Raw genomic sequence first — 25,392 nt, 5'->3', positions numbered from 1 at the left:
CGCGCCAGCATTCCTCCCTCGTGTAACGCCGTCTGGTGAGCGATTGCGAGCGGCTTTGGTGAAAGTGGAAGGCTTCTTGCAATCACCGACACAGTGACGCCTTGGGCGTCAAAAGATTGAATCGGCTGGGGTAGGGCAGTGGCAATAGATCGTTCGCAAATGATCAGTGATGTGCGCAGCAACCTGTCGGGGTTGAAGCAGGGCAATCTGGGCATACCGCTGCTGCTGCTGGTCATGCTCGGCATGGTCATGCTGCCGATTCCGCCCTTCCTTCTCGATGTGCTCTTCACCTTCAGCATCGCTTTGTCGATCGTGGTGCTGCTGGTCAGCATCTATGCACTGCGGCCCCTGGATTTCGCGGTATTCCCCACCATTCTGTTGGCTGCCACCCTGATGCGCCTGGCGCTCAACGTGGCCTCGACCCGGGTGGTGCTGCTGCACGGGCATGCCGGCGGAGATGCCGCGGGGCAGGTGATCAAGGCCTTCGGCGAGGTGGTGATCGGCGGCAACTACGTGGTGGGTATCGTGGTGTTCGCCATTCTGATGATCATCAACTTCGTGGTGGTGACCAAGGGTGCGGGGCGTATTTCCGAGGTCAGCGCGCGCTTTACTTTGGATGCCATGCCGGGCAAGCAGATGGCCATCGACGCCGACCTGAACGCCGGCCTGATCGATCAGGCCGAAGCCAAGCAGCGTCGTTCCGATGTGTCCCAGGAGGCCGACTTCTACGGCTCCATGGACGGTGCCAGCAAGTTCGTGCGCGGCGATGCCGTGGCCGGTCTGCTGATTCTGTTTATCAACCTGATCGGCGGTATCGCCATCGGCGTGTTCCAGCACAGCCTTAATTTTGTCGATGCGGGCAAGGTCTACACCCTGCTGACCATCGGTGACGGTCTGGTGGCGCAGATTCCTTCGCTGCTGCTGTCTACCGCAGCGGCCATCATGGTGACCCGGGTGTCCAGCTCCGAGGATATGGGCGCTCAGGTCAATCGCCAGATGTTCGCCTCGCCCCGCGCCCTGGCGGTGGCGGCCGCGATCATGATCGCCATCGGCCTGGTGCCGGGCATGCCGCATTTCTCCTTTATCGGCCTGGGCCTGGTGGCGGCCGGCGCAGCCTACTGGATCGCCAACAAGCAGCGGGTGGTGCAGGAGAACGAGGTCAAGGAAGTACAGCGTCAGCAGGAACTGTTGCCGGCGCAGCGCGCGCAGGAGGTCAAGGAGCTGGGCTGGGATGACGTGACGCCGGTGGATATGGTCGGCCTGGAAGTGGGCTACCGCCTGATTCCTCTGGTCGATCGCAACCAGGGTGGCCAGCTGCTGGCGCGGATCAAGGGGGTGCGCAAGAAGCTGTCCCAGGAAATGGGCTTTCTGATGCCCTCGGTGCATATCCGCGACAACCTCGATCTGCAGCCCAATGCCTATCGCCTGACCCTGATGGGGGTCAGCGTGGCCGAGGCCGAGGTCTATCCGGATCGCGAACTGGCGATCAACCCGGGGCAGGTGTTCGGCGCATTGAACGGCATTGCCGCCAAAGACCCGGCGTTTGGTCTGGAGGCGGTGTGGATCGACCCGAGCCAGCGCGATCAGGCGCAGTCCCTGGGCTACACCGTGGTCGACGCCAGTACCGTGGTTGCCACCCACCTCAATCAGGTGCTGCACAAGCATGCCCACGAGCTGCTCGGGCATGAGGAAGTGCAGCAGCTGCTGCAACTGCTGGCCAAGAGCTCGCCCAAGCTCGCCGAGGAGCTGGTGCCGGGGCTGGTTTCGCTTTCGACCCTGCTCAAGGTATTGCAGTCCCTGCTGCAGGAACAGGTACCGGTCAGGGATATCCGCACCATCGCCGAGGCCATCGCCAATGTCGCGGTCAAGAGTCAAGATCCCGCCGCGATGGTGGCCGCGGTGCGCGTCGCTCTGGCCCGGGCAATCGTGCAAAGCATTGTGGGACTAGAGCTGGAGCTGCCTGTGATCACCCTGGAGCCCAGGTTGGAACAGATATTGCTCAACAGTATGAACAAGGCCGGACAAGGCTCCGAGGATGGCATTCTTCTGGAGCCTGGTATGGCCGAGAAGCTGCAGCGTTCCCTGGTGGAAGCGGCGCAGCGCCAGGAGATGCTCGGCAAGCCAGTGATCCTGCTGGTGGCCGGTCCGGTCCGGGCGATGCTCTCGCGTTTCGCGCGGCTGGCGGTTCCGAGTATCCATGTACTGGCATACCAGGAAATTCCGGACAACAAGCAAGTCACCATCGTTGCGACGGTGGGGCAGAACTAACCGAGGTTACAGGCCATGCAGGTCAAACGCTTTTTCGCCGCCGATATGCGTACCGCCATGAAACTGGTGCGCGATGAGCTGGGTGCCGATGCCTCGATCATCGGCAATCGCCGGGTTGCCGGCGGTGTCGAGCTGACTGCCGCACTGGATTATCAGATTCCTGCCGCGCCGGCCCGCCAGCCCAACCCTGCGCTGGAGGCCGAGTTGCGCCAGACCCAGGCGAAGATCGCCTCGGCCCAGGCCGAGCTGGTCAGCCGTGCCCAGGGCGACGCTGGCAAGGACCGCCAACTGCTTGGCGCGCCGCCAAGCATGCCCGCAGCCATTCTGGCGGCAGCCCTGCAGCAGCCTCAGGCTGCACCGGCAGCGGTGAGCGATCAGCGTGCGCTGGATGCCATGCGCTTCGAGCTGCATGGTCTGCGCGAGCTGATCGAAGTACAGCTCGGCTCCATCGCCTGGGGCCAGTTGCAGAACCGTCGGCCGCAGCAGGCCAATCTGTGGCGGCGTCTGCAGCGCATGGGCCTGTCCGCCGAACTGGCCAAGGCCCTGCTCGAGCGCGTGGCCAATGTCGCCGAGCCGCGCCAGGCCTGGCGCATGCTGCTGGCCCACCTGGCCCACGCGATCAAGACGCCGAAGCAGGAACCGATGGACGAGGGCGGCGTGATCGCCCTGGTCGGTCCCGCCGGCATGGGCAAGACCACCACCCTGGCCAAGCTGGCGGCGCGCTACGTACTCAAGTACGGCGCGCAGCACATCGCCCTGGTCAGCCTGGACAGCTACCGCATCGGTGCCCAGGAGCAACTCAAGACCCTGGGGCGTATCCTCGATGTGCCGGTGACCCTGGTCGATCCGGGGCAGTCGCTGACCCAGGCCCTGGCTCCGCTGGCCCGCAAGCGTGTGGTGCTGATCGATACCGCCGGCCTGCCGGGTAACGATCCGGCGCTGCGCATGCAGCTGGAAACCCTGGCCAGTCGCGGGGTCAATGCAAAGAATTATCTGGTGATGGCGGCAACCAGTCAGAGCCAAGTGCTGAAAGCGGCCTACCATAGTTACAAGCAGTGCGGTTTGTCCGGTTGCATCCTGACCAAGGCGGACGAAGCCACCAGCCTGGGCGAGGTTTTAGGGCTGGCTATTAGCCAGCGTCTACCGGTAGCCTATCTGACCGATGGACCGCGGATCCCGGACGATCTGCATGTGCCGCGCAGCCATCAGCTGGTGAGCCGCGCAGTGGGGCTGCAGGCCACCCAGGACCCCAGCGAGGATACGATGGCCGAGATGTTTGCCGGCCTCTATCAGCAGCCAGCGCGCCGCGCGAGTTGAGCATTAATCAATAGAGCACAGCCAGCCACATGGCTGCGGTCGAAGTTAGACAACAGGTGTGTAGATAACATGGGCATGCATCCCGTACAGGTGATTGCTGTAACCGGCGGCAAAGGTGGCGTCGGTAAGACCAATGTGTCGGTGAATCTGGCTTTGGCCCTGGCCGACCTCGGCCGCCGGGTGATGCTGATGGACGCCGACCTGGGCCTGGCCAACGTCGACGTACTGCTGGGGCTGAGCGCCAAGCGCACCCTGGAAGATGTCATCAGCGGCGAGTGCGAGTTGCGCGAGGTCCTGCTGCAGGGCCCGGGGGGCATCCGCATCGTGCCGGCGGCGTCCGGTATCCAGAGCATGGTGCAGCTGTCGCCTATGCAGCACGCCGGGCTGATTCAGGCGTTCAGCGATATCAGCGACAACCTCGACGTGCTAATTATCGACACCGCCGCCGGGATCGGTGATGGTGTGGTCAGCTTCGTGCGCGCGGCCCAGGAAGTGCTGGTGGTGGTGTGCGATGAGCCCACCTCGATCACCGATGCCTATGCCCTGATCAAGCTGCTTAACCGCGACCACGGCATGAACCGCTTCCGCGTCCTGGCCAATATGGCCCACAGTCCGCAGGAAGGTCGCAATCTGTTTGCTAAGCTGACCAAGGTCACCGATCGTTTTCTCGACGTCGCCCTGCAGTATGTAGGTGCCGTGCCTTACGACGAGTCGGTGCGCAAGGCCGTGCAGAAACAGCGCGCGGTTTATGAAGCCTTCCCGCGCTCTAAATGTGCGCTGGCGTTCAAGGCGATAGCCCAGAAGGTCGATGCCTGGCCGCTACCGGCCAACCCGCGCGGTCATCTGGAGTTTTTCGTCGAGCGTCTGGTGCAGCAACCGGTTGCGGACCCGGCCATATGACAGCAGCCTCTGGACTCCGTATGTACAGCAAAGCGCAGGCGCAGGACTCCCAGCACCAGTTGATCGAGCGCTATGCGCCCCTGGTCAAACGCATTGCTTACCACCTGTTGGCGCGTCTGCCGGCCAATATCCAGGTGGACGATCTGATTCAGGCCGGAATGATCGGTCTGCTCGAAGCGTCAAAAAAATACGATTCCAGCAAAGGTGCCAGTTTCGAGACATTCGCCGGCATCCGCATACGCGGTTCGATGCTCGACGAGGTGCGCAAAGGTGACTGGGCCCCCCGTTCGGTGCATCGAAACAGCCGCATGGTCAGCGACGCCATTCGGGTAATTGAGGCCAGAACCGGTCGAGACGCTAAAGATCAAGAGGTTGCGGCCGAACTCCAATTGAGTCTCGAGGATTACTACGGCATTCTTGGCGACACTTTGGGCAGCCGCTTGTTCAGCTTCGACGACCTGTTGCAGGATGGCGAGCACGGTGGGCTGCGCGAGGATCTTGCCGGCCACCACCTCGAACCCTCCCGCGATCTGGAAGACGAACGCTTTCAGGCGGCGCTGGCCGACGCCATTGCCGGCCTGCCGGAGCGCGAGCGGTTGGTGTTGGCGTTGTATTACGACGAAGAATTGAATCTTAAGGAGATCGGCGCGGTACTGGGGGTTAGCGAGTCCCGCGTCAGCCAGCTCCACAGCCAGTGCGCCGCACGGTTGCGGGCACGGCTTGGCGAATGGCGCGCGAACTAGGCAGTTAAATCAGCAGGCCGGTTTCATGATTAAAGGCGTAGCCAGGTGCTGGCTGCGTTTGGACTGTACGGAGGTCGACTTGGACAAAAATATGAAAATCCTCATCGTTGATGACTTTTCAACGATGCGCCGGATCATCAAGAACCTCCTGCGTGATTTGGGGTTCACCAATACCGCGGAAGCCGATGACGGCACCACCGCCTTGCCCATGCTGCAGAGCGGCAGTTTCGACTTCCTGGTGACTGACTGGAATATGCCAGGCATGACCGGGATCGACCTGTTGCGTGCGGTGCGTGCCGATGAGCGCCTGAAAACCTTGCCGGTGCTGATGGTCACGGCAGAAGCCAAGCGCGATCAGATCATCGAGGCTGCGCAGGCGGGGGTGAACGGTTATGTGGTCAAGCCGTTCACCGCTCAGGTGCTTAAAGAGAAGATTGAAAAGATCTTCGAGCGGGTCAACGGCTGATGTTTGCCGCGAGGGTACTATGGAACATAAAGATTCCCCTCAGAGCGACCTCGAGTCGACTCTGAAGCTAAGCGCTCGCCAGTTGGTTGAGAGCCTGGAGCAAGGCAATTTCGGCGAAGCTGTACAGCTGATCCATGAACTGAATAAGGCGCGTGATCGCGGCCTGTATCACGAGGTCGGCAAGCTGACCCGCGAACTGCACAACGCGATTGTCAATTTTCAGCTTGATCCGCGCGTCCCCCATGCCACCGAAGTTTCACAAATCACCGATGCCACCGAACGCCTCAACTATGTGGTGACGATGACCGAGAAAGCGGCCAATCGCACCATGGACCTGGTCGAGCAGAGTGCCCCGCTGGTCAATGACCTCAGCGCCGAAGCGCAGAGCCTGAGTGCCGACTGGGGGCGTTTTATGCGCCGCGAGATGAGCGCCGATGGCTTTCGCGAGCTGGCCAAGCGCGTCGAACTGTTTCTTGCCCGCAGCGAGCGCGACGGCAGCAAGCTGTCTGGCCATCTCAACGACATTTTGCTGGCCCAGGACTATCAGGACCTCACCGGTCAGGTGATCAAGCGGGTGACGCAACTGGTTACCGAAGTTGAAAGCAACCTGCTCAAGCTGGTGCTGATGGCCAGTCAGGTCGATCAGATTGCCGGCATCGAGCACAACCACGAACTGCTGCGCGCCGAACAAGAACAACAAAAAGAGCCTTCCCACGGTGAAGGTCCGCAGATTCATGCCGATAAGCGTGAAGACGTCGCATCTAATCAGGATGATGTCGACGACCTGCTTTCCAGCCTGGGATTTTAGGAGCACGTCTTATGAGCTTCGGCGCCGATGAAGAAATCCTCCAGGACTTCCTGGTAGAGGCCGGCGAGATTCTTGAACTACTGTCCGAGCAGCTTGTAGAGCTGGAAAGTCGGCCGGATGACATGAATCTGCTCAACGCTATTTTTCGCGGGTTCCATACCGTCAAAGGTGGTGCCGGTTTTCTCCAGCTCAATGAGCTGGTGGAATGCTGCCATATCGCAGAAAACGTCTTCGACATCCTGCGCAAGGGTGAACGACGCGTCGACTCGGCGCTGATGGATGTGGTGCTGGAAGCACTGGATGCCGTCAACAGCATGTTTACCGAGGTGCGTGAACGCACCGACCTGACCCCGGCCACACCCGAGCTTTTGGCTGCCCTGGCGCGCCTGGCCGAACCAGCGGGAGCCGCTGCGCCAGTTGCTGAAGCGCCCGCGGCACAGCCAGAGCCTTTAGCGGGCGGTGCCGATATCACCGATAGCGAGTTCGAACAGCTACTCGGTGCCCTGGATGAAGCTCCGGCCCAGGCAACTGCGGCCGCCAGCGGCGATGAAATCACCGACGATGAATTCGAGTCCTTGCTCGATCAGCTGCATGGCAAGGGCCAGTTCGCGGCCACCGAGCCCGCCAGTGTGGCGGCACCTGCCGCTGCTGCGGCATCCGGCACTGATGAAATCACCGACGACGAATTCGAGTCCCTGCTTGATCAGTTGCATGGCAAGGGCCAGTTTGCGCCACCAGCCGCGGAACCAGCGGCCAAGGCGACTCCCGCCGCTCCTGCTGCGGCATCCGGCGGTGACGAAATCACCGATGACGAGTTCGAGGCGCTGCTCGATCAGCTGCACGGCAAAGGCAAGTTTGTCGAGCCCGAAGCCATCAGTGCCCCGCCTGCGGCCGCCGCGGCGAAACCCGTAGAGCCCGCCAAGCCGGTGGCCAAACCCGCAGCGAAACCTGTGGCCAAACCCGAGCCGGTCAAGGCTGCGGCCGCCCCGGCCGCGGAGAAGGCTGCGCCGCCCAGCGAGGCGGAAACCACGGTCAGGGTCGATACCGCGCGCCTGGACGAAATCATGAACATGGTCGGCGAACTGGTGCTGGTGCGTAACCGCCTGGTGCGCCTGGGCTCCAACAGCGCCGACGAGGCCATGTCCAAGGCCGTATCCAACCTCGACGTGGTGACCGCAGACCTGCAGACCGCGGTTATGAAAACCCGTATGCAGCCGATCAAGAAGGTCTTCGGGCGCTTCCCGCGCCTGGTTCGCGACCTGGCGCGCCAGCTCAAGAAAGAGATCAACCTGGAGCTGGTCGGCGAAGAAACCGACCTGGACAAGAACCTGGTCGAGGCCCTGGCCGATCCGCTGGTCCACTTGGTGCGCAACGCGGTCGATCATGGTATCGAGATGCCGGAGGAGCGCGAGGCTTCGGGCAAGCTGCGCGGCGGCAAGGTGGTGCTCTCGGCCGAGCAGGAGGGCGACCATATCCTGCTGTCGATCTCCGACGACGGCAAGGGTATGGATGCCGATCAGCTGCGCGCCAAGGCCGTGGAAAAAGGCCTGCTGGACAAGGATGCGGCCGACCGCCTCAACGAATTCGAATGCTACAACCTGATTTTCGCCCCAGGCTTTTCGACCAAGACCGAGATCTCAGACGTGTCCGGTCGTGGGGTGGGCATGGACGTGGTGAAAACCAAGATTTCCCAGCTCAACGGCACGGTCAACGTGTTCTCGGTCAAGGGCCAGGGCTCGAAGATCGTGATCAAGGTGCCGCTGACCCTGGCGATCATGCCGACCCTGATGGTGATGCTGGGCAACCAGGCCTTCGCCTTCCCGCTGGTCAACGTCAACGAAATCTTCCACCTCGACCTGTCGCGCACCAATGTGGTCGACGGCCAGGAGGTGGTGATCGTGCGCGACAAGGCGCTACCGTTGTTCTACCTCAAGCGCTGGCTGATCGGCAGTGCCGCCCATGTGGAGCAGGGCGAGGGCCATGTGGTGATCCTTACCGTGGGCAGCCAGCGTATCGGCTTTGTCGTCGACCAGCTGGTGGGTCAGGAGGAGGTGGTAATCAAACCGCTGGGCAAGATGCTCCAGGGCACTCCGGGCATGTCGGGTGCGACCATCACCGGTGATGGGCGTATCGCCCTGATTCTAGACGTACCGAGCATGCTGAAGCGTTATGCTCGGCGCATCTGAATGTTAGCGGCACGTCTGTCTTTCTAGTGCCGTTTAGGAGTGTTTATGGCTGTTAAGGTGTTGGTGGTTGACGATTCCGGTTTCTTTCGCCGGCGTGTGTCGGAGATTCTTTCGGCCGACCCTAATATCCAGGTGATTGGTACAGCCACTAACGGCCGCGAGGCCATCGATCAGGCGCTGGCACTCAAGCCGGACGTGATCACCATGGATTACGAAATGCCGATGATGGATGGCATCACGGCTGTGCGTAATATCATGCAGCGCTGTCCAACCCCGGTACTGATGTTTTCCTCGCTGACTCACGAAGGCGCGCGGGTGACCCTGGATGCGCTGGAGGCCGGGGCCGTCGATTTCCTGCCGAAGAACTTCGAGGACATCTCGCGTAACCCGGAGCGGGTCAAGCAGCTGCTGTGCGAGAAGATCCATACCATTGCCCGCAGCAACAGACGCAGTTTCAGTCCGCCTGCCGCCCCGGCTGCCGCTCCCGCAGCGCAGGCCCGCCCCGCAGTGCGTCCTGCCGCCGGTACCACCAGCAGTCCGGTGAGTCGCCCGGTGGGCGCGCCGGCAAGCTCGGCTGCGCCCAAGCGCAAGGCCTACAAACTGGTCGCTATCGGCACCTCGACCGGCGGTCCGGTGGCCCTGCAGCGAGTCCTGACCCAGTTGCCGGCCAGTTTTCCGGCCCCCATCGTACTGATCCAGCATATGCCGGCGGCTTTTACCAAGGCCTTCGCCGAGCGTCTGGACAAGCTTTGCCGGATCAGCGTCAAGGAGGCCGAGGATGGCGATGTGTTGCGCCCGGGCCTGGCCCTGCTGGCCCCTGGCGGCAAGCAGATGATGGTCGATGCCCGGGGCGTGGTCAGAATTCTGCCCGGTGACGAGCGCCTGAACTACAAGCCCTGTGTGGATATCACCTTCGGTTCGGTGTCCAAGTCCTATGGTGACAAGGTGCTGGCTGTGGTGCTGACAGGCATGGGGGCCGATGGCCGGGAAGGCGCGCGTCTGCTCAAGCAGAGCGGCAGCCAGGTCTGGGCCCAGGACGAAGCCAGCTGCGTGATCTACGGCATGCCGATGGCCATCGTCAAAGCCGATCTGGCCGACGCGATCTACCCGCTCGACGAGATCGGCCGGCACCTGGTGGAGACCTGTATATAAATGGATGTACTGAGCCTGATTGGGGTCATCCTGGCTTTTGTTGCCATTCTCGGCGGCAACTACCTGGAGGGTGGTCATGCAGCGGCATTGCTGAACGGTCCGGCGGCCCTGATCGTGATTGGCGGTACTCTGGGCGCGGCTTTTCTGCAGGCTCCGGTCAATGTGTTCAAGCGTTCGCTGGCCATCAGTAGCTGGATTTTCTTTCCGCCGCATATCGACCTGATCGGCGGCATCAATAGGGTTGTCGGCTGGAGCATGACCGCGCGCAAGGAGGGCTTGCTCGGCCTTGAGGCGGTGGCCGATGCTGAGACCGACCCCTATGCGCGCAAGGGCCTGCAGCTGCTGGTCGACGGTGCTGAACCGGAGGCCATCCGCAGCATTCTCGAAGTCGATCTGTATACCCAGGAAGGCCGCGATATCCAGGCCGCCAAGGTGTTCGAGAGCATGGGTGGCTATGCGCCAACCATCGGCATCATCGGGGCGGTGATGGGGCTGATCCATGTCATGGGCAATCTGGCCGATCCGAGCATGCTCGGCAGCGGTATTGCCGTTGCCTTCGTCGCCACCATCTATGGCGTCGGCCTGGCTAACCTGCTGCTGTTACCCATCGGCAACAAGCTCAAGGCCATCGCCCAGCGCCAGTCGCGCTACCGGGAGATGTTGCTCGAAGGCGTCCTGTCGATCGCCGAAGGCGAGAACCCGCGTTCCATTGAGTTGAAGCTGCAAGGCTTTATGGATTGATGGGGACAGACTATGGCCCGCCGGCGGCATCACGAAGAACATGAAAACCATGAACGCTGGCTGGTGTCCTACGCGGACTTCATCACCCTGCTGTTCGCCTTCTTTGTGGTCATGTATTCGATCTCGTCGATCAACGAGGGCAAGTACAAGATCTTTTCGGACAGTATGACCGGGGTTTTCAACCAGCCCGACCGTGCCATCAAGCCGATTCCGGTTGGCGAGCTGCGTCCGCGCACCATTGAGCCCGAGCGTGAAGTGGTGGATGACGAAAGTCCTCAGTCCGCCCCTGATTCCCTGGTCAGCATTGCCAGCAGTATTCGCGAGTCCTTCGGTGAACTGATTGACAGCGAGCAGCTGAGGGTCAGCGGCAACGAGTTGTGGATCGAGATCGAGCTCAGCTCCAGCCTGTTGTTTACCAGTGGCGATGCGATTCCCAATGGCGCGGCCTTCGACATCATCGAGAAGGTGGCCAAAATTCTGGCACCCTATGAAAACCCCATTCATGTCGAAGGCTTTACCGACAATCTGCCGATCCAGACGGCTCAGTACCCGACCAACTGGGAACTTTCCACCGCACGGGCGGCGACCATAGTGCGTATGCTGACCCTCGATGGCGTCAGCCCGGGGCGGCTGGCGGCCGTCGGCTACGGTGAGTTCCAGCCGGTCGCGGATAACGCCACTGCCGAGGGCCGTGGGCGCAATCGGCGGGTGGTCCTGGTGATTTCCCGCAATCTCGATGTGCGCCGCAGTGTCAGTGGGGTGGGCAGCGGTAACGCCAAACCCGACGCAGCCCTGCGGCGGGCTGGCACGCAACCTGCACCAGCGTCACCAGCGCAGGCCCCGCAAGCGGGTGCCGTCAATTCCCCGTCGCCAGCCCGATAAGGGCGGCACCCGTTCTCGGTCAGGCGCAAGCTCACCGGGAGGATAAAGAGAATGAGAGTCTGGGCAGTAGCCAATCAAAAAGGTGGTGTGGGCAAAACCACCACCTCGATCGCCCTGGCCGGTTTGCTGGCCGATGCCGGCAAGCGCGTGGTGGTGGTCGACCTCGACCCCCATGGGTCGATGACCAGTTACTTCGGGCATGATCCCGACAGCCTCGAACACAGCAGTTTCGATCTGTTTCAGCATCAGGGCAGCGTGCCCCCGGGCTTGACGCAGACCCTGTTGCTGCCAACCAGTCATGAACGCATTGCCTTGCTGCCATCGAGTACCGCGCTGGCGACCCTGGAGCGTCAGTCCCCGGGGCAGAGTGGCCTCGGTCTGGTGATCGCCAAGAGCCTGGCGCAGCTCTGGCAGGACTTCGATCACGCGGTGATCGACAGCCCGCCCTTGCTCGGCGTGCTGATGGTCAATGCCTTGGCCGCAAGCCAGCAGCTGGTGATCCCGGTGCAGACCGAGTTCCTCGCGGTCAAGGGCCTCGAACGCATGGTCAGCACCCTGGCAATGATCAACCGCTCGCGGCGTCAGGCCTTGCCCTACACCATAGTGCCAACCCTGTTCGACCGCCGCACCCAGGCGTCCATGAGTACCCTGCGGGTGTTGCGCAACAGTTACCCCGAGCATCTGTGGCCCGCCTATATCCCGGTGGATACGCGCCTGCGCGATGCCAGCCGGGCCGGCCTGACACCCTCGCGCTTCGATCACAACAGCCGCGGCGTGCTGGCCTATCGCGCTCTGCTCAAACACCTGCTGGCCCAGCAGACCGCCGCGCAGGTTGCCTGAGATGAGCCGCTATGCTGAAGATAAGTGCTCAAGTCTGCCGCCGACGCGGCCGATAGCCTGTACAGGTCGTTTTAGCAGGTTGCATTCATGAGTCGTCCCCTGGTTACCGCTACACGTTCGCAACTGGCTTTGCAGTCCTATCTGGACGGCTTGCTGCAGGAGGCTGCGGTCGAGCTGGCTGATAGCGTCGGGCTGGACGAGTTTGAGGCCGCCGTGCTCGAGGAACAGGTGCGCGATGCCCGGGTCACGCCGCAGGTGGCGGCGGCCCCGGCACAGGTCGAGGAGGTTGCTCAGGCCCTGGTCATGCCGACCGTGGAAATGCCCGTGGCCCAGCCTTTGGCCGAGGTCTTGGTGGCAGCACCGGTGGCGCAAACCCGCAGCGAGCCTGCACCGCCGCAGATCATCGGGGTGCTGGCGGACGGTCGTCCTGAGTGGGCGCAGGAACCCTTCGAGTGCCTGTTGTTCGATGTCGCCGGGCTGACCCTGGCCGTGCCTCTGGTGTGCCTGGGCTCGATCTATCCACTGGCCGGGCAGGAACTCACGCCATTATTTGGCCAGCCGGACTGGTTTCTCGGCATACTGCCGTGCCAGGCGGGTAATCTGAAGGTGCTGGATACCGCGCGCTGGGTGATGCCCGACCGCTACCGCGCCGATTTTCGCGATGGTTTGCAGTATGTGATTTCGGTGCAGGGCTATGAGTGGGGGCTGGCCGTGCATCAGGTCAGCCGCTCGATTCGCCTGGACCCCAACGAGGTCAAGTGGCGTACCCAGCGTACTCAGCGGCCCTGGCTGGCGGGCACGGTGATCGAGCATATGTGCGCGCTGCTGGATATCGCCTCGCTGGCCGAGCTGATTGCCAGTGGTGCGGCCAAACGTATGGCGGCCGGCCGGCTGCATTGAATATTTTCCGGTGACGCGAGAAGCGCCGCCTTGCAACTATAGTAATGACAGCGGGGCCAACACCCGCGATCGCCGCCGCAAGCGGTTCATGACGAGGCTAGGCACATGAATAAGAGTTCTGCACAAGGTTCTGAAGATCCGATTCTGCAGTGGGTGACGTTCCGTCTGGATAACGAAACCTATGGCATCAACGTGATGCAGGTGCAGGAAGTCCTGCGTTATACCGAGATCGCCCCTGTACCGGGTGCTCCGAGCTATGTGCTGGGCATCATCAACCTGCGCGGCAATGTGGTGACGGTGATCGACACCCGCCAGCGCTTCGGTCTGGACTCCACCACGGTGACGGACAATACCCGCATCGTGATCATCGAGGCCGACAAGCAGGTGGTTGGCATTCTGGTCGACAGCGTGGCCGAGGTGGTTTATCTGCGTCAGTCCGAGGTGGAGACCGCGCCCAATGTCGGCAACGACGAGTCGGCCAAGTTTATCCAGGGCGTGTGCAACAAGAATGGCGAGCTGCTGATTCTGGTCGAGCTGGACAAGATGATGAGCGAAGAAGAATGGTCCGAGCTGGAGAGCATCTGAGCCATGCTCGAGGCCCTGCTGGCGCTACTGGCTCTGGTCTGTCTGGGGTTGCTGGGTGCTTCTATCTGGCTGACCAGGCAGCTGCGCCAGGCCGTGCAGTTGCAGGCCGAGGGCGATGCGCAGCGTGATCAGCGGCTCAAGGAGTTGAACCGGCGACTGGATGCCTACCTGGCCGGCAGCGTGCGGATGGGTGAGGAGCTGCACGAGTTGCGCCGTGTCGTGGCACCGCTGCCGGACAAGCTGAGCCAGATGGAGCAGCGCGACCCCAGCAGTCTGTCCTTTACCCAGGCGGCGCGCCTGGCCGGTATGGGGGCCAGTGTCGATGACCTGACCCAATCCTGCGGCCTGAGCAAGGCCGAAGCCGAGCTGGTCAGCAAGATGCAGCAGGCCCGCACCCAGCGCTCCTGAGTCAGTCCCTGGCAAACCACTGGCGTGTTTAGCGCTGTGGACCGTCGAGTAGGGGCAGGGGTGGGGTGATGTCTTGGTCGCGGTCGAAGCCCGCCGGGCATTTCCCTTTCAAATACCAGGCGAACGCGATGATCTCCGCAATACAGCGGTACAGCTGCTCGGGAATCGCGTCGCCCAGTTCCAGGCGCGCCAGCAGGCGTACCAGTTCCGCATTCTCGTAGATCGGCACCTCGTACTCGCGGGCAATGGCCAGAATCGCTTCGGCCAGTTCGTCGTCGCCCTTGGCGCTGAGGATCGGGGCGTTCTGGCCGTCGTAGGTCAGGGCGATGGCCTGGCGTGGTGCGGTCTTCTTCATGCGGTTTCGTCCACCCAGCGCTGTTCCAGGGTCGTGCGCGGGCCGCGCGGTGGCGTGCCCTGGTTGCAGGCCAGCTCGCCGACTTGCACACCCACACCATTGAGGCGCTGACGCAGGTTGTCCAGTTCGCCATCGATCAGGCTGACGGTGCTGCTGCGTTCGGCCCACAGTTGGCTCGATAGCCGGCCCTGGGCCAGCTGCGCCTGCACTTGCAAGGGGCCGAGCGGTTCGAGGTCGAAGGCCAGTTCGACCTTCCACAGGGTTTCCTTCTTCTCGGGCTTGTCCGATTTGTTGCTCTCGTCGCGCTGGATCTTGACCTGCAGGGGCACCAGCTCCTGCTGGCTGCGCATCGGCAGTTCCAGTTGCCAGGTGGTCAGCAGGTTGCCGTCCGGGCCGACCTGGCTTTGCGCGAGGCTAGACAGTTGATGGGTTTGCAGGCGGGAAACCGCTGCTGCGGCCAGTTTCAGCAGGGTTTCCAGATCGGCTTCGCCGTCCATGGCCTGCAGCAGGCGCGAGGGCAGGGGGAAGTTCAGGGCCTGCTGGCGGCTGCTCATCTGGCCGAGGCCCAGCAGGTTGCGCGCCAGAGCCGGCATGGCCTGGGCCAGCACGGCACCGGCATTGGCTGCGGCCAGCGGCTGGCCGCTGGGCGTATTGGGCAGCAGTTGGGTGATCAGGCGCAGCAGGTTGGCCTTCAGATCCGTAGGCAGGGCGTGAGCCTGGCCGCTCAGCAGTTTGCTTTCGAGCAGCAGACCACTGTCGCCAAGGGCCTGGCTCAGGCCCTTGGCCGTGCTCAGTTGGGCGGCATCGGGCAGGCCGCCCAGGAGTTTGTCGATGCTGGTACGCAGGCCCTCCGGCAGGGCTTGTTTGGTGCTCAGGCCTTGCAGGGCGGTGAGCAGGCCCTCCAGGGAACCCTGGCGATTGTGCTGGGTAGTCAGTTGCTGGCTGAGCACCAGCTGGTCGAGACGGCCGCTCAGGGGCAGGAAGTTCAGCGCCTGGCGGCCCTGCACCTCGGCGCTGAGCAGGCTGCCGAGGGGCAGTGGCAGTGGGGTTTCCAGGGCCAGCTTGCTGCCGGCCAGCGGCGTATTGAGCAGGCTGAGGACCACCTTGTAGATCACCTGCTGGGTTTTGCCCTGCAACTGTTGTTCGCGGGCTTCCACCTTGCCCTGCAGCAGGGTGCCGATGGGCAGTTGCTGCAGGTCCAGGCTGGTCAAGGCCTTGCCGGTGCCGGTCTGCAGCAAGACCGCCAGCCGGGTTTCCGAGAGGGCAGTCACCGCCAGCGCGGTGCCCTGAGCCAGGGGGCGTGGGCTACTGGCTTCGACTGTGGTCTGGCGACCGTTCTCCAGGGTCAGCTTGAGCATCACCTGGAAGCTCTGGGCCACCTCCTTCAGGGCGATGACTTCGGCTTTGGCGGTTTCGCCACTGGCCAGCAGCCCCTGCATGGGCTGCAGCAGCTTTAGCGCCAGATCGGCAGGTACGTTATTGGCGCGACTGCTCGGCGGCGTCGGTGAAACCGGGCGCGGGCTGCTGATTTCGCTCATGAACGGGTTACAACCTGTCGAAAATGCCCACTGCGGGAGGCGGGGCATGGCATGTATAATCGCGCCCCGTCTGAGAGGGTGCTTACAAAATACTGCGCTCGGCCATGCTGTGTTGAAGTCCGCCTCAAAATGCTCATGTACTACTCGTACACTCCGCTTTTTCGGCTGGCTTCGCCTTGCCTGGCCATCGCTCGCTACTTTTGTAAACACCCTCTGGGGGCGGCTGCGCATTGCACTTGCCCCAGTATAGCGGCCAAGACTCTGCCGACTTGAACAGCTTGCCATCCATCTTAGGTGCCGATGCCTTGACCAGTCCCCTTCTCGAAGCCGTGGCGCTCGCCTGTGAGCGGGACTGGCGCATGCTGTTCGAACGCCTGGAGCTGCGTCTGGTTCCCGGCGAGATGCTGCAGGTGGCCGGTCCCAATGGCAGCGGTAAGACCAGCCTGCTACGTCTGCTGGCCGGTTTGATGCAGCCGACGGCGGGGGAAGTACGCCTGAATGGTCAACCCCTGTCCTCGCAGCGCGAGGAGCTGGCGCGCAACCTGCTGTGGATAGGGCACGCCGCCGGGATCAAGGGCCTGCTCACCGCCGAAGAGAACCTCACCTGGCTCTGTGCCCTGCATCTTCCCGCCGAGCGCGAGGCCATCTGGCAGGCGCTGGCGGCGGTGGGGTTGCGCGGTTTCGAGGATGTACCCTGCCACACTCTGTCCGCCGGGCAGCAGCGCCGTGTGGCGCTTGCGCGTTTGTACCTGCCGGGGCCACCTCTGTGGGTCCTGGATGAGCCCTTTACCGCGCTGGATAAGGCGGCGGTGGCGCAGCTGGAGCAGCATCTGGCGCAGCATTGCCAGCAGGGCGGCCTCGTGGTGTTGACCACGCACCATGAATTGACGGTCAAGCCGGCCGGTTACCGCGAGCTTGATTTAGGGTCTATTGACGTTTCGTTCGCGGCCGCGCCGGAGCCTGTTTTAGCGCGAGGCAAGGCATGAGACACGAAGTTTGGTTGTTCCAAATGAGTGTCGAGAAACGCAGCATCGCGCTAAAACAGGCCCGGCCCTGCGGGTTGCGCGTAAAATCTCGCCATGCGGTGTTGGAGGACTTGGCAAGGGAACACCATTGTCTGCGTCCTCCGCCTAGCCTGGCGCGATTTTTCGCAGCAACGCGGTTCGCGCCGAAACGTCAACAGACCCTAGGGCAGGGCACGTTATGAGCAATGTTTTCACCCTGCTGCTGGCCCGTGAAGCGCGCCTGTTGTTTCGTCGCCCCGCGGAGCTGGCCAATCCGCTGGTGTTCTTCGCCATTGTGATTGCCCTGTTCCCGCTGGCGGTTGGCCCACAGACGCAGTTGTTACAAAGCCTTTCGCCCGGGCTGGTGTGGGTGGCGGCGCTATTGGCCGTACTGCTCTCGCTTGACGGGCTGTTTCGCAGTGATTTCGAGGATGGCTCGCTGGAGCAGTGGGTCCTTTCGCCGCACCCCCTGGCTCTTCTGGTTCTGGCCAAGGTGCTGGCACACTGGCTGTTCTCCGGCTTGGCCCTGGTGCTGTTGGCACCGGTGCTGGCGCTGATGCTCGGTCTGCCGGGGCGTTGCCTGCCGGTGTTGCTGCTCTCACTGTTGCTCGGTACCCCGGTCTTGAGCCTGCTGGGGGCGGTGGGCGCGGCGCTGACGGTGGGCCTCAAGCGCGGCGGCCTGTTGCTGGCGCTGCTGATTCTGCCACTGTATATCCCGGTGCTGATTCTCGGCAGCGGGGCGTTACAAGCCAGCCTGCAGGGACTGCCGGCGCTGGGCCACCTGTTATGGCTGGCCAGCCTCACCGCCCTGGCGGTGACCCTGACACCTTTCGCCATCGCCGCCGGTCTCAAGATCAGCGTCGCTGAGTAGACAATAAGCCTGAATGGCCGGTTGATCCTGGCGCTTGCCTGCGCCGCGATCCGCCCTAGCACTGATGAGTGACCTGATGAACTGGACGTGGTTTCACAAACTGGGCTCGCCCAAGTGGTTTTACGAGATCAGCGCGCGCTGGCTGCCCTGGTTGGCGCTGGCTGCGGTCTTGCTGCTGACGGTGGGCCTGATCTGGGGTCTGGCCTTTGCACCGCCGGATTACCAGCAGGGCAACAGCTTTCGCATCATCTATATCCATGTGCCGGCGGCGTTCCTCGCCCAGTCGATCTACGTGATGCTGGCGGTGGCCGGTATCGTCGGTCTGGTGTGGAAGATGAAGCTGGCCGATGTCGCCCTGCAGCAGGCAGCGCCCATCGGGGCCTGGATGACCGTGATCGCCCTGCTGACCGGTGCCATCTGGGGCAAGCCGACCTGGGGCACCTACTGGGTGTGGGATGCGCGCCTGACCTCGATGCTGATTCTGCTGTTCCTGTATTTCGGCGTGATCGCCCTGGGCAATGCCATCACAAACCGTGACAGCGCAGCCAAGGCCTGCGCGGTGTTGGCAATAGTCGGGGTGATTAATATCCCGATCATCAAGTACTCGGTGGAGTGGTGGAACACCCTGCACCAGCCTGCCAGTTTTAGTGTGGTGAGCAGACCGGCCATGCCGTTTGAGATGTGGATGCCGTTGCTGTTGATGGTGCTGGGTTTCTACTGCTTCTTTGGCGCGGTGCTGCTGATGCGCATGCGCCTGGAAGTGCTCAAGCGTGAGTCGCGCAGCAGCTGGGCCAAAGTCGCCGTCAAGGCGCAGGTGGAGAAGGGGCTATGAGTTTTGCCAGCTTTGGCGAGTTTATCGCCATGGGCACCCACGGGCCTTATGTCTGGTCCTGCTATGCCATCAGCCTGGCGATATTGGGGCTGAATGTGGCGCTGCCAATCCTGGCCCGCCGCCGTTATCTGCAAGACGAGGCGCGTCGTTTGCGCCGGGAGGAGTCGAAGTGAACCCTGTCCGCAAGAAGCGCTTGTATATAGTTCTGGCCATTCTCGCCGGTGCCGGCATCGCCGTGGCCCTGGCCCTGAGCGCGCTGCAGCAGAACATCAACCTGTTCTATTCGCCGACCCAGATCGCCAATGGCGAGGCCCCGCAGGACACCCGCATCCGCGCCGGTGGCCTGGTGCAAGAGGGCTCGGTCAAGCGTTCCGACGACTCGCTGGATACCAACTTTGTGGTGACCGATGGTGTCAAGAACGTGACCATCCGCTACAGCGGCATTCTGCCCGACCTGTTTCGCGAAGGGCAGGGCATCGTCGCCATGGGCAAGTTGAATGCCGATGGTGTGCTGATCGCCGACGAGGTGCTGGCCAAGCACGATGAAAACTATATGCCGCCTGAGGTCATGCAGGCTCTGGAGCAGAGCGGCATGAAACAGCAGCACGATGCGGCCAAAGCGGCCAAGCAGGCGTCCCCATCGGAGTACGCGCAATGATTCCCGAACTCGGCCATCTGGCCATGATCCTGGCCCTGTGCATGGCGCTGGTGCAGGCCACTCTGCCGATGGTCGGTGCCTGGCGGGGCGACCGCCAGTGGATGAGCCTGGCTCAGCCTGCCGCCTGGGGCCAGTTCAGCTTTATGCTGTTCGCCTTCGTCTGCCTGACCTACGCCTTTATGGTCGACGATTTCACCGTGGCCTATGTCGCCAACAATTCCAACACGGCCTTGCCCTGGTATTTCAAGTTCAGCGCCGTATGGGGGGCGCACGAAGGTTCGCTGCTGCTCTGGGGCCTGATCCTGGCTGGCTGGACCTTCGCCGTGTCGATCTTCTCGCGCCAGCTGCCGGAGGAAATGCTCGCCCGGGTACTGGGTGTGATGGGCATTATCAGCATCGGTTTTCTGCTGTTTCTGATCATCACGTCCAACCCCTTCGAGCGCCTGCTGTTCGATACTCCCGCCAATGGTCGCGACCTCAATCCGCTGCTGCAGGATTTCGGCCTGATCATTCACCCGCCGATGCTCTACATGGGCTATGTCGGTTTCTCGGTGGCCTTCGCCTTCGCCATCGCCGCACTACTGGGCGGCAAGCTGGATGCGGCCTGGGCGCGCTGGTCGCGGCCCTGGACCACGGTGGCCTGGGCTTTCCTCGGCATCGGTATCGCCCTGGGCTCCTGGTGGGCCTATTACGAACTCGGCTGGGGCGGCTGGTGGTTCTGGGACCCGGTGGAGAATGCCTCCTTTATGCCCTGGCTGGTCGGCACCGCGCTGATCCACTCCCTGGCGGTGACCGAGAAACGCGGCGTGTTCAAGAGCTGGACCGTACTGCTGGCCATTGCCGCCTTCTCCCTGAGCCTGCTTGGGACCTTCCTGGTGCGTTCCGGGGTGCTGACCTCGGTGCATGCCTTTGCCAGCGACCCGGAACGTGGGGTGTTTGTCCTGGCGTTCCTGTTGATTGTGGTGGGCAGCTCCCTGGCGCTGTTCGCCATCCGCGCACCAGTGGTCAAGAGTCAGGTCGGTTTTGTCCTGTGGTCGCGGGAAACCCTGCTGCTGGTCAACAACATCATTCTGGTGGTGGCGGCGGCGATGATCCTGCTCGGCACCCTTTATCCCCTGGTGCTGGATGCCATCAGCGGCACCAAGCTGTCGGTCGGCCCGCCTTACTTCAATGCGTTGTTCGTACCCTTGATGGGCCTGTTGATGGCGATGATGGCGGTGGGCGTGCTGGTACGCTGGAAGGACACGCCGCTGCGCTGGTTGCTCGGCATGCTCTCGCCAGTGCTGATCGGCAGCGTGGTCCTGGCGGTGCTGGCGAGCCTGCTGCTGGGCGATTTCAACTGGGCCGTGCTCGGTGTCTGGCTGCTGGCACTGTGGGTGGTGCTGGCCGGGCTGCGCGACATCTATGAAAAGACCCGCCACAAGGGCCTGCTCAAGGGCCTGCCGAGCCTGACCCGCAGTTACTGGGGCATGCAGACCGCGCACCTGGGCATGGCGGTGTGCGCCCTTGGCGTGGTGCTCACCAGTGTCGGTAGTTTCGAGCGCGATATGCGCATGGCTCCCGGCGAGTCGGTGGAAATCGGTGGCTATCAGTTCGTCTTCGAAGGGGCCGAACACTTCGAAGGGCCGAACTTTACCTCCGACAAGGGCACGGTGCGCATCCTCGAGGAGGGCAAGCAGATCGCCGTGCTGCACCCGGAGAAGCGCCTGTATACCGTGCAGCAGTCGGTGATGACCGAGGCGGGGATCGATGCCGGGATCACCCGTGACCTGTTCGTCGCCCTGGGCGAGCCCTTGGACAACGGAGCCTGGGCGGTGCGCGTGCACATCAAGCCCTTTGTCCGCTGGATCTGGCTGGGTGCGTTGCTGATGGGCCTGGGCGGTTTCCTCTCGGCGACGGACAAGCGCTACCGCATAAAGGTCAAGACCCGGGTGCGTGAAGCGCTGGGTATGGCGGGGGTGCAGGCATGAAACGGCTGATCCTGATACTGCCCCTGGCGATTTTTCTCGGTGTCGCGCTGTTTCTCTACCGTGGTCTGTTCCTCGACCCCAGAGAGCTGCCTTCGGCGTTGATCGGCAAGCCATTTCCGGCGTTCTCCCTGCCAGCGGTGCAGGACGGCAAGACGCTGAGCGAGGCCGACCTCAAGGGCAAGCCGGCACTGGTCAATGTCTGGGCCACCTGGTGCGTGGCCTGCCGGGTCGAGCATCCGGTACTGAACAAGCTGGCCGCGCTCGGCGTAACCATCCATGGGGTCAACTACAAGGACGACAACGCCGCCGCGCAGAAGTGGCTGGTGGAGTTCCACGATCCTTACCAGCTCAATATCAACGATGCCCGCGGTACCCTGGGCCTGGACCTGGGCGTGTATGGCGCACCCGAGACCTTCCTGATCGACAAGGACGGCATCATTCGCCACAAGTTTGTCGGCGTGATCGACGAGAGTGTCTGGCGCGAGCAGCTGGCTCCGCTGTATCAAGAGTTAGTCGACGAGGTCCAGCCATGAAACGTCTGTTGAGCGCCGCCGTACTGGGTCTGGCGCTACTGGGCAGCGCTCAGGCCGCTATCGATACCTACGAATTTGCCAACGAGGCCGAGCGCGAGCGTTACCGCAACCTGGTGGAAGAGCTGCGCTGCCCCAAGTGCCAGAACCAGAATATCGCCGACTCCGACGCGCCGATTGCCATGGACCTGCGTGCGCAGATCTTCCGCATGCTGGAGGAGGGCCAGAGCAATGAGCAGATCATTGATTTTCTGGTCAGCCGCTATGGCGATTTCGTTCTCTACAAACCGCCGGTAACCGCGCGCACCCTGTTGCTCTGGTACGGCCCTGGCGGCCTGCTGGTCGGTGGCTTCGTCCTGCTCGGGGTGATCCTGTTGCGTCGCCGCGGCAAACAGAATGCCGTGGCCTGCGGTCTGTCTACGGATGAACAGCAGCGTCTGGCCGCCCTACTTAATCAACCGCCAGCCAGCCAACGGCCTGCCAATAATCAACCGCCTGTGGATAAGAAAGACTGATGATCGAATTCTGGTTGTGCGCCGGCCTGCTGTTGCTGGTGGCCCTGGCTTTTCTGCTGATTCCGGTGTTGCGCGGGCGCAAGGCGCAAGCGGAAGAGGATCGTACCGCGCTCAATGTGAGCCTCTATCAGGAGCGTCTGCAGGAGCTGCAAGGCCAGCACGAGGCCGGCGCGTTAAACGACGAACAGCTGCAGCATGGCCGCGATGAAGCGGCCCGCGAGCTGCTGGCCGACACCGAGGGTGCAGGGGCTTCGAGTCGCTTCGCCGCCCTGGGCCGGACGATTCCGCTGCTGGCAGCCCTGTTGATGCCAGTGCTGGGCTTTGGCCTGTATCAGCACTGGGGAGCCATCGACGAACTGGAACAGGCGCGTACCTTTGCCGCGCAACCGAAGAGCATCGAGGAGATGACCGCGCGCCTGGAAGCCTCGGTGCAGAGCAATCCCGATTCAGCCGAAGGCTGGTACTTCCTTGGGCGCGCCTATATGGCTCAGGAGCGGGCGAGCGATGCAGCGGTGGCTTTCGAACGTGCCGTCGGCGTCGCCGGGCGTGAGCCTGAACTGCTCGGGCAGTGGGCCCAGGCGCTGTACTTTGCCGGCAACAAACAATGGAACGAGCAGATGCAGGCGCTCACCGATGAAGCCTTGAAGGCCGACCCGGAGGAAGTTACCAGTCTCGGTCTGCTTGGTATTGCCGCCTATGAAGAGGGGCGCTTTACGGCGGCCATCGGCTTCTGGGAGCGTCTGGTCGCGGTACTGCCGGAGCAGGACCCTTCGCGGCAAGCGATTCAGGGTGGCATCGAACGTGCCCGTGAGCGCCTTGGCGTGCCGACAGAGAAGGCGCAAACGCCAGCGGCGGCGGGACAACTGACCGTCAAGGTCGAACTGGCCGCAGCGCTGCAGGATCAGGTGCAACCGAGCGACAGCGTGTTCGTCTTCGCTCGAGCGGCCTCCGGCCCGCCTATGCCGCTGGCGGTCAAGCGCCTGACCGTGGCCGACCTGCCGGCGCAGGTCAGCCTGTCGGATAGCGACGCGATGATGCCGCAGCTGAAGATTTCCGGGTTCGAGCAGGTGCAGTTGGTGGCGCGGATTTCCCGCAGCGGCAATGCCACCGCTGGCGAATGGGTCGGCCGCAGCCAGCCGTTGGCCAGCAGCACCGCCGAGTTGCAGCAGCTGACCATCGACACCGCGGACGGACAGGCGCAATGAAGCGCTGGATGCCGTTGGTGCTGGCGCTGGGCTTGTCGAGCCTGGCTGGTTGCGCGGTACAGCAGGTCAGCGCCCCGATCGCGCAACCGTCGGTGGCCAAGTCGCACCCGCGCTATGCGCCGCCGCCTGGGGTAGACAGCCACTGGGATGGGCGTCTGACGGTGTATGTGGTGGCTGGCGCACGTGACCTGTACTACCGCGAGCGTACCTACTACCGCTGGAACAACGGCTGGAGCTGGGCGACCAATCCGCAGGGCCCCTGGCAGCCAACCGACAGCAGCGGCGTGCCGCCGGGCCTGTATCGGCGTTACGCCCAGTAAGCGCAGTGCAGACGGCTGGATGACTCAGAGCCCAGCCAGCAGCCCGGTACCCGGAGGCAATCCGGGGCGCTCGCCAGCCCTGGGCGGATTTGCCCATGAGCCAGCCACTTCGCTCTCTAGGCTTTCTGTCGATCAACGCGCCGGGCAGGGGGTCGCCGTGCGGCTTTCCTCGGGCAGCTCGAAGTCTTCGATCAGCAAGGCAGATTGCCTGACCATCGGGGGCGCACTCGGGCCGCTCGGCCCAGTCGTCGAGGGCGTTGCGCATAACCAGGGCCAAACGCTGACACTCTTCGATATGGGCCTGTAGGGCCGTCAGGCGGTTGCCCAGCAGGTCGCGTACTTCGCCGCAGGGCGTGCTGCCGCTTTCGGCTCGGGCGAGAATCGCCTGTACATCCTTGAGGCTGAAGCCCAGGCGGCGGGCGCGGGCGACAAAGCGTAGGCGCTGCAGGTCTGCGCTGGAATACTCCTGGTAGCCGTTATCCCGGTTGCGCGCGGGCCTTAGCAGGCCAAGATCGGTGTAGTGACGTACGGTCTCACTGCTGACGCCGGCGGCTTTGGCCAGTTGGGTTACGCGCATATTCCATCTCCAGAATCGACAAAGGCCGCGCCAGGTTAAAACCTGGGGGCGGCCCTTGGGTCAATCTCGCAGGTTTATTCGGCGATTTTCAGCTTGCGCGACTCATGGTAGAAGTAGCGGATCTTCTCGTACTCGAAGGGTGAGTTGAGCTGACCATAGCGGAAGTTCACCGTGGAGCGCTGGTCGACTATTTCGAGCAGGGTGATTTCCGGATGGTGCACGCTGGTTTCGGCGACGTTAAGCAGGTTGACCTGGCTGCTGGCCGCGAAGTCCGCCACCAGCCCGCCGGTGTCGCGCAGGTTGGACGGGCCGAGCAGCGGCAGCATCAGGTAGGGACCTGCCGGCGTGCCGTAGAAACCCAGGGTCTGGCCAAAGTCTTCACGCTGCTTGGGCAGGCCCATGCGGGTGGCTGGGTCCCACAGGCCGGCGACCCCTATTGTGGTGTTGAGCAGCAGGCGCGCGGTGGTCTGCATGGCGCGCTTGCCCTTGAACTGCAGCGCACTGTTGAGCAGGTTAGGCACATCGCCCAGGTTGCTGAAGAAGTTGCTGACACCACTTTGCACCAGGTTGGGGGTGACGTAGCGGTAGCCATCGACGATTGGCAGAAACACCCACTCATCGAAGCGGTAGTTGAAGTGGTAGACCCGGCGATTCCAGGACTCCAGCGGGTCATAGACCTGCAGCGCGCCGAGGCTCGAGCGCTCGAACTCGCGCTGATCGAGGCCTGGGTTGATCTGCAGATGCTGCATCGGCTGCTTGAAACCGTCGTCATCGGCTGCGTGCTGCGCCTGGGCCAGGCTGCTGACGAGGATCAGGCTTGC

27 protein-coding genes and 1 pseudogene are annotated in these 25,392 nt (G+C 62.8%); 24 read left to right on the top strand and 4 right to left on the bottom strand.

Annotated features, from left to right (window positions below):
• The first annotated feature begins 144 nt into the window (after positions 1-144).
• The 14 genes from flhA to WMW70_RS13275 all read left to right on the top strand — a co-directional run bounded on the left by flhA (position 145) and on the right by WMW70_RS13275 (position 14,196).
• Positions 145-2,268 carry a flagellar biosynthesis protein FlhA gene (flhA, locus tag WMW70_RS13340; RefSeq protein ID WP_341438054.1) on the top strand — a complete coding sequence of 708 codons (2,124 nt, stop codon included), beginning with the start codon at positions 145-147 and terminating at the stop codon, positions 2,266-2,268.
• Between the two features lie 15 nt (positions 2,269-2,283).
• On the top strand, positions 2,284-3,585 hold the full coding sequence (gene flhF / locus WMW70_RS13335; protein ID WP_341437975.1) for a flagellar biosynthesis protein FlhF: 1,302 nt from the start codon (positions 2,284-2,286) through the stop codon (positions 3,583-3,585).
• A gap of 69 nt (positions 3,586-3,654) precedes the next feature.
• Entirely contained in the window at positions 3,655-4,485 is an 831-nt protein-coding gene (gene fleN, locus WMW70_RS13330) for a flagellar synthesis regulator FleN (RefSeq protein ID WP_325509393.1), read from the top strand.
• Positions 4,482-5,228 (top strand): RNA polymerase sigma factor FliA, encoded by a 747-nt coding sequence (fliA, locus tag WMW70_RS13325; RefSeq protein ID WP_341437974.1) that lies wholly within the window; start codon positions 4,482-4,484, stop codon positions 5,226-5,228. Before fleN ends, fliA begins: the two co-directional genes overlap by 4 nt.
• A 91-nt stretch (positions 5,229-5,319) precedes the next feature.
• A complete protein-coding gene (locus tag WMW70_RS13320; RefSeq protein ID WP_178113450.1) occupies positions 5,320-5,694 on the top strand; it encodes a chemotaxis response regulator CheY in 375 nt (124 codons plus the stop codon).
• Between the two features lie 19 nt (positions 5,695-5,713).
• Positions 5,714-6,502, top strand: coding sequence for a protein phosphatase CheZ (locus WMW70_RS13315; RefSeq protein ID WP_341437973.1), 789 nt, complete (start codon positions 5,714-5,716; stop codon positions 6,500-6,502).
• Between the two features lie 11 nt (positions 6,503-6,513).
• Positions 6,514-8,688 (top strand): chemotaxis protein CheA, encoded by a 2,175-nt coding sequence (locus WMW70_RS13310; protein WP_341437972.1) that lies wholly within the window; start codon positions 6,514-6,516, stop codon positions 8,686-8,688.
• 45 nt (positions 8,689-8,733) lie between these two features.
• Positions 8,734-9,840 carry a protein-glutamate methylesterase/protein-glutamine glutaminase gene (locus tag WMW70_RS13305; RefSeq protein ID WP_341437971.1) on the top strand — a complete coding sequence of 369 codons (1,107 nt, stop codon included), beginning with the start codon at positions 8,734-8,736 and terminating at the stop codon, positions 9,838-9,840.
• Positions 9,841-10,581, top strand: coding sequence for a flagellar motor protein (locus WMW70_RS13300; RefSeq protein ID WP_339462891.1), 741 nt, complete (start codon positions 9,841-9,843; stop codon positions 10,579-10,581).
• A gap of 12 nt (positions 10,582-10,593) precedes the next feature.
• On the top strand, positions 10,594-11,463 hold the full coding sequence (gene motD / locus WMW70_RS13295) for a flagellar motor protein MotD (protein WP_341437970.1): 870 nt from the start codon (positions 10,594-10,596) through the stop codon (positions 11,461-11,463).
• A gap of 51 nt (positions 11,464-11,514) precedes the next feature.
• Positions 11,515-12,303: a ParA family protein gene (locus tag WMW70_RS13290; protein ID WP_341437969.1), complete on the top strand. Its 789-nt coding sequence runs from the start codon at positions 11,515-11,517 to the stop codon at positions 12,301-12,303.
• 87 nt (positions 12,304-12,390) lie between these two features.
• The gene (locus tag WMW70_RS13285; RefSeq protein WP_341437968.1) at positions 12,391-13,203 is read left to right on the top strand and encodes a CheW domain-containing protein; all 813 of its coding nucleotides are present in this window, start codon (positions 12,391-12,393) and stop codon (positions 13,201-13,203) included.
• Positions 13,204-13,308: 105 nt separating this feature from the next.
• Complete coding sequence (locus WMW70_RS13280; protein ID WP_341437967.1) at positions 13,309-13,788, top strand: chemotaxis protein CheW; 480 nt, start codon at positions 13,309-13,311, stop codon at positions 13,786-13,788.
• Between the two features lie 3 nt (positions 13,789-13,791).
• Complete coding sequence (locus WMW70_RS13275) at positions 13,792-14,196, top strand: DUF2802 domain-containing protein (protein WP_341437966.1); 405 nt, start codon at positions 13,792-13,794, stop codon at positions 14,194-14,196.
• Positions 14,197-14,224: 28 nt separating this feature from the next.
• On the opposite strand, the gene WMW70_RS13270 is transcribed toward WMW70_RS13275, so the two are convergent.
• Both WMW70_RS13270 and fliK read right to left on the bottom strand, forming a co-directional pair.
• Positions 14,225-14,551 (bottom strand): EscU/YscU/HrcU family type III secretion system export apparatus switch protein, encoded by a 327-nt coding sequence (locus WMW70_RS13270; RefSeq protein WP_325509382.1) that lies wholly within the window; start codon positions 14,549-14,551, stop codon positions 14,225-14,227.
• A complete protein-coding gene (gene fliK, locus WMW70_RS13265; protein WP_341437965.1) occupies positions 14,548-16,089 on the bottom strand; it encodes a flagellar hook-length control protein FliK in 1,542 nt (513 codons plus the stop codon). Before fliK ends, WMW70_RS13270 begins: the two co-directional genes overlap by 4 nt.
• A 305-nt stretch (positions 16,090-16,394) precedes the next feature.
• Here fliK and ccmA point away from each other — a divergent pair, with 305 nt between their 5' ends.
• The 10 genes from ccmA (at position 16,395) to WMW70_RS13215 (ending at position 23,994) form a co-directional block, all read left to right on the top strand.
• Positions 16,395-17,075 carry a cytochrome c biogenesis heme-transporting ATPase CcmA gene (gene ccmA / locus WMW70_RS13260; protein ID WP_341437964.1) on the top strand — a complete coding sequence of 227 codons (681 nt, stop codon included), beginning with the start codon at positions 16,395-16,397 and terminating at the stop codon, positions 17,073-17,075.
• Between the two features lie 217 nt (positions 17,076-17,292).
• A complete protein-coding gene (gene ccmB, locus WMW70_RS13255; RefSeq protein WP_341437963.1) occupies positions 17,293-17,964 on the top strand; it encodes a heme exporter protein CcmB in 672 nt (223 codons plus the stop codon).
• Between the two features lie 73 nt (positions 17,965-18,037).
• Positions 18,038-18,796, top strand: a complete 759-nt coding sequence (locus tag WMW70_RS13250; RefSeq protein WP_341438053.1) for a heme ABC transporter permease — start codon at positions 18,038-18,040, stop codon at positions 18,794-18,796.
• Entirely contained in the window at positions 18,793-18,969 is a 177-nt protein-coding gene (gene ccmD / locus WMW70_RS13245) for a heme exporter protein CcmD (protein ID WP_325509378.1), read from the top strand. Before WMW70_RS13250 ends, ccmD begins: the two co-directional genes overlap by 4 nt.
• Complete coding sequence (ccmE, locus tag WMW70_RS13240; RefSeq protein ID WP_341437962.1) at positions 18,966-19,454, top strand: cytochrome c maturation protein CcmE; 489 nt, start codon at positions 18,966-18,968, stop codon at positions 19,452-19,454. Before ccmD ends, ccmE begins: the two co-directional genes overlap by 4 nt.
• Entirely contained in the window at positions 19,451-21,424 is a 1,974-nt protein-coding gene (locus WMW70_RS13235; RefSeq protein ID WP_341437961.1) for a heme lyase CcmF/NrfE family subunit, read from the top strand. Before ccmE ends, WMW70_RS13235 begins: the two co-directional genes overlap by 4 nt.
• The gene (locus tag WMW70_RS13230; RefSeq protein ID WP_341437960.1) at positions 21,421-21,957 is read left to right on the top strand and encodes a DsbE family thiol:disulfide interchange protein; all 537 of its coding nucleotides are present in this window, start codon (positions 21,421-21,423) and stop codon (positions 21,955-21,957) included. Before WMW70_RS13235 ends, WMW70_RS13230 begins: the two co-directional genes overlap by 4 nt.
• The gene (locus WMW70_RS13225) at positions 21,954-22,469 is read left to right on the top strand and encodes a cytochrome c-type biogenesis protein (RefSeq protein ID WP_341437959.1); all 516 of its coding nucleotides are present in this window, start codon (positions 21,954-21,956) and stop codon (positions 22,467-22,469) included. The genes WMW70_RS13230 and WMW70_RS13225 overlap by 4 nt, the downstream gene beginning before the upstream one ends.
• The gene (gene ccmI, locus WMW70_RS13220; RefSeq protein WP_341437958.1) at positions 22,469-23,674 is read left to right on the top strand and encodes a c-type cytochrome biogenesis protein CcmI; all 1,206 of its coding nucleotides are present in this window, start codon (positions 22,469-22,471) and stop codon (positions 23,672-23,674) included. The genes WMW70_RS13225 and ccmI overlap by 1 nt, the downstream gene beginning before the upstream one ends.
• Positions 23,671-23,994, top strand: coding sequence for a hypothetical protein (locus WMW70_RS13215; protein WP_341437957.1), 324 nt, complete (start codon positions 23,671-23,673; stop codon positions 23,992-23,994). The genes ccmI and WMW70_RS13215 overlap by 4 nt, the downstream gene beginning before the upstream one ends.
• 283 nt (positions 23,995-24,277) lie before the next feature.
• Here the strand turns inward: WMW70_RS13215 and WMW70_RS22130 are convergent.
• Positions 24,278-24,571, bottom strand: a pseudogene (locus tag WMW70_RS22130) (MerR family transcriptional regulator); the annotation flags it as partial.
• Between the two features lie 74 nt (positions 24,572-24,645).
• Positions 24,646-25,386, bottom strand: a complete 741-nt coding sequence (locus WMW70_RS13210; RefSeq protein ID WP_445942146.1) for an MlaA family lipoprotein — start codon at positions 25,384-25,386, stop codon at positions 24,646-24,648.
• Positions 25,387-25,392: the final 6 nt, after the last annotated feature.

This window comes from Pseudomonas sp. XK-1, assembly GCF_038069885.1.
Taxonomy (GTDB): domain Bacteria; phylum Pseudomonadota; class Gammaproteobacteria; order Pseudomonadales; family Pseudomonadaceae; genus Aquipseudomonas.
This window is presented reverse-complemented; position numbering and strand designations above follow the sequence as displayed.

Coding starts and splice junctions, on each gene's coding strand:
- flhF (WP_341437975.1), top strand. CDS start 2,284: ATGCAGGTCAAACGCTTTTTCGCCGCCGATATGCGTACCGCCATGAAA.
- fleN (WP_325509393.1), top strand. CDS start 3,655: ATGGGCATGCATCCCGTACAGGTGATTGCTGTAACCGGCGGCAAAGGT.
- fliA (WP_341437974.1), top strand. CDS start 4,482: ATGACAGCAGCCTCTGGACTCCGTATGTACAGCAAAGCGCAGGCGCAG.
- WMW70_RS13320 (WP_178113450.1), top strand. CDS start 5,320: ATGAAAATCCTCATCGTTGATGACTTTTCAACGATGCGCCGGATCATC.
- WMW70_RS13315 (WP_341437973.1), top strand. CDS start 5,714: ATGGAACATAAAGATTCCCCTCAGAGCGACCTCGAGTCGACTCTGAAG.
- WMW70_RS13310 (WP_341437972.1), top strand. CDS start 6,514: ATGAGCTTCGGCGCCGATGAAGAAATCCTCCAGGACTTCCTGGTAGAG.
- WMW70_RS13305 (WP_341437971.1), top strand. CDS start 8,734: ATGGCTGTTAAGGTGTTGGTGGTTGACGATTCCGGTTTCTTTCGCCGG.
- WMW70_RS13300 (WP_339462891.1), top strand. CDS start 9,841: ATGGATGTACTGAGCCTGATTGGGGTCATCCTGGCTTTTGTTGCCATT.
- motD (WP_341437970.1), top strand. CDS start 10,594: ATGGCCCGCCGGCGGCATCACGAAGAACATGAAAACCATGAACGCTGG.
- WMW70_RS13290 (WP_341437969.1), top strand. CDS start 11,515: ATGAGAGTCTGGGCAGTAGCCAATCAAAAAGGTGGTGTGGGCAAAACC.
- WMW70_RS13285 (WP_341437968.1), top strand. CDS start 12,391: ATGAGTCGTCCCCTGGTTACCGCTACACGTTCGCAACTGGCTTTGCAG.
- WMW70_RS13280 (WP_341437967.1), top strand. CDS start 13,309: ATGAATAAGAGTTCTGCACAAGGTTCTGAAGATCCGATTCTGCAGTGG.
- WMW70_RS13275 (WP_341437966.1), top strand. CDS start 13,792: ATGCTCGAGGCCCTGCTGGCGCTACTGGCTCTGGTCTGTCTGGGGTTG.
- WMW70_RS13270 (WP_325509382.1), bottom strand. CDS start 14,551: ATGAAGAAGACCGCACCACGCCAGGCCATCGCCCTGACCTACGACGGC.
- fliK (WP_341437965.1), bottom strand. CDS start 16,089: ATGAGCGAAATCAGCAGCCCGCGCCCGGTTTCACCGACGCCGCCGAGC.
- ccmB (WP_341437963.1), top strand. CDS start 17,293: ATGAGCAATGTTTTCACCCTGCTGCTGGCCCGTGAAGCGCGCCTGTTG.
- ccmD (WP_325509378.1), top strand. CDS start 18,793: ATGAGTTTTGCCAGCTTTGGCGAGTTTATCGCCATGGGCACCCACGGG.
- WMW70_RS13235 (WP_341437961.1), top strand. CDS start 19,451: ATGATTCCCGAACTCGGCCATCTGGCCATGATCCTGGCCCTGTGCATG.
- WMW70_RS13230 (WP_341437960.1), top strand. CDS start 21,421: ATGAAACGGCTGATCCTGATACTGCCCCTGGCGATTTTTCTCGGTGTC.
- WMW70_RS13225 (WP_341437959.1), top strand. CDS start 21,954: ATGAAACGTCTGTTGAGCGCCGCCGTACTGGGTCTGGCGCTACTGGGC.
- ccmI (WP_341437958.1), top strand. CDS start 22,469: ATGATCGAATTCTGGTTGTGCGCCGGCCTGCTGTTGCTGGTGGCCCTG.
- WMW70_RS13215 (WP_341437957.1), top strand. CDS start 23,671: ATGAAGCGCTGGATGCCGTTGGTGCTGGCGCTGGGCTTGTCGAGCCTG.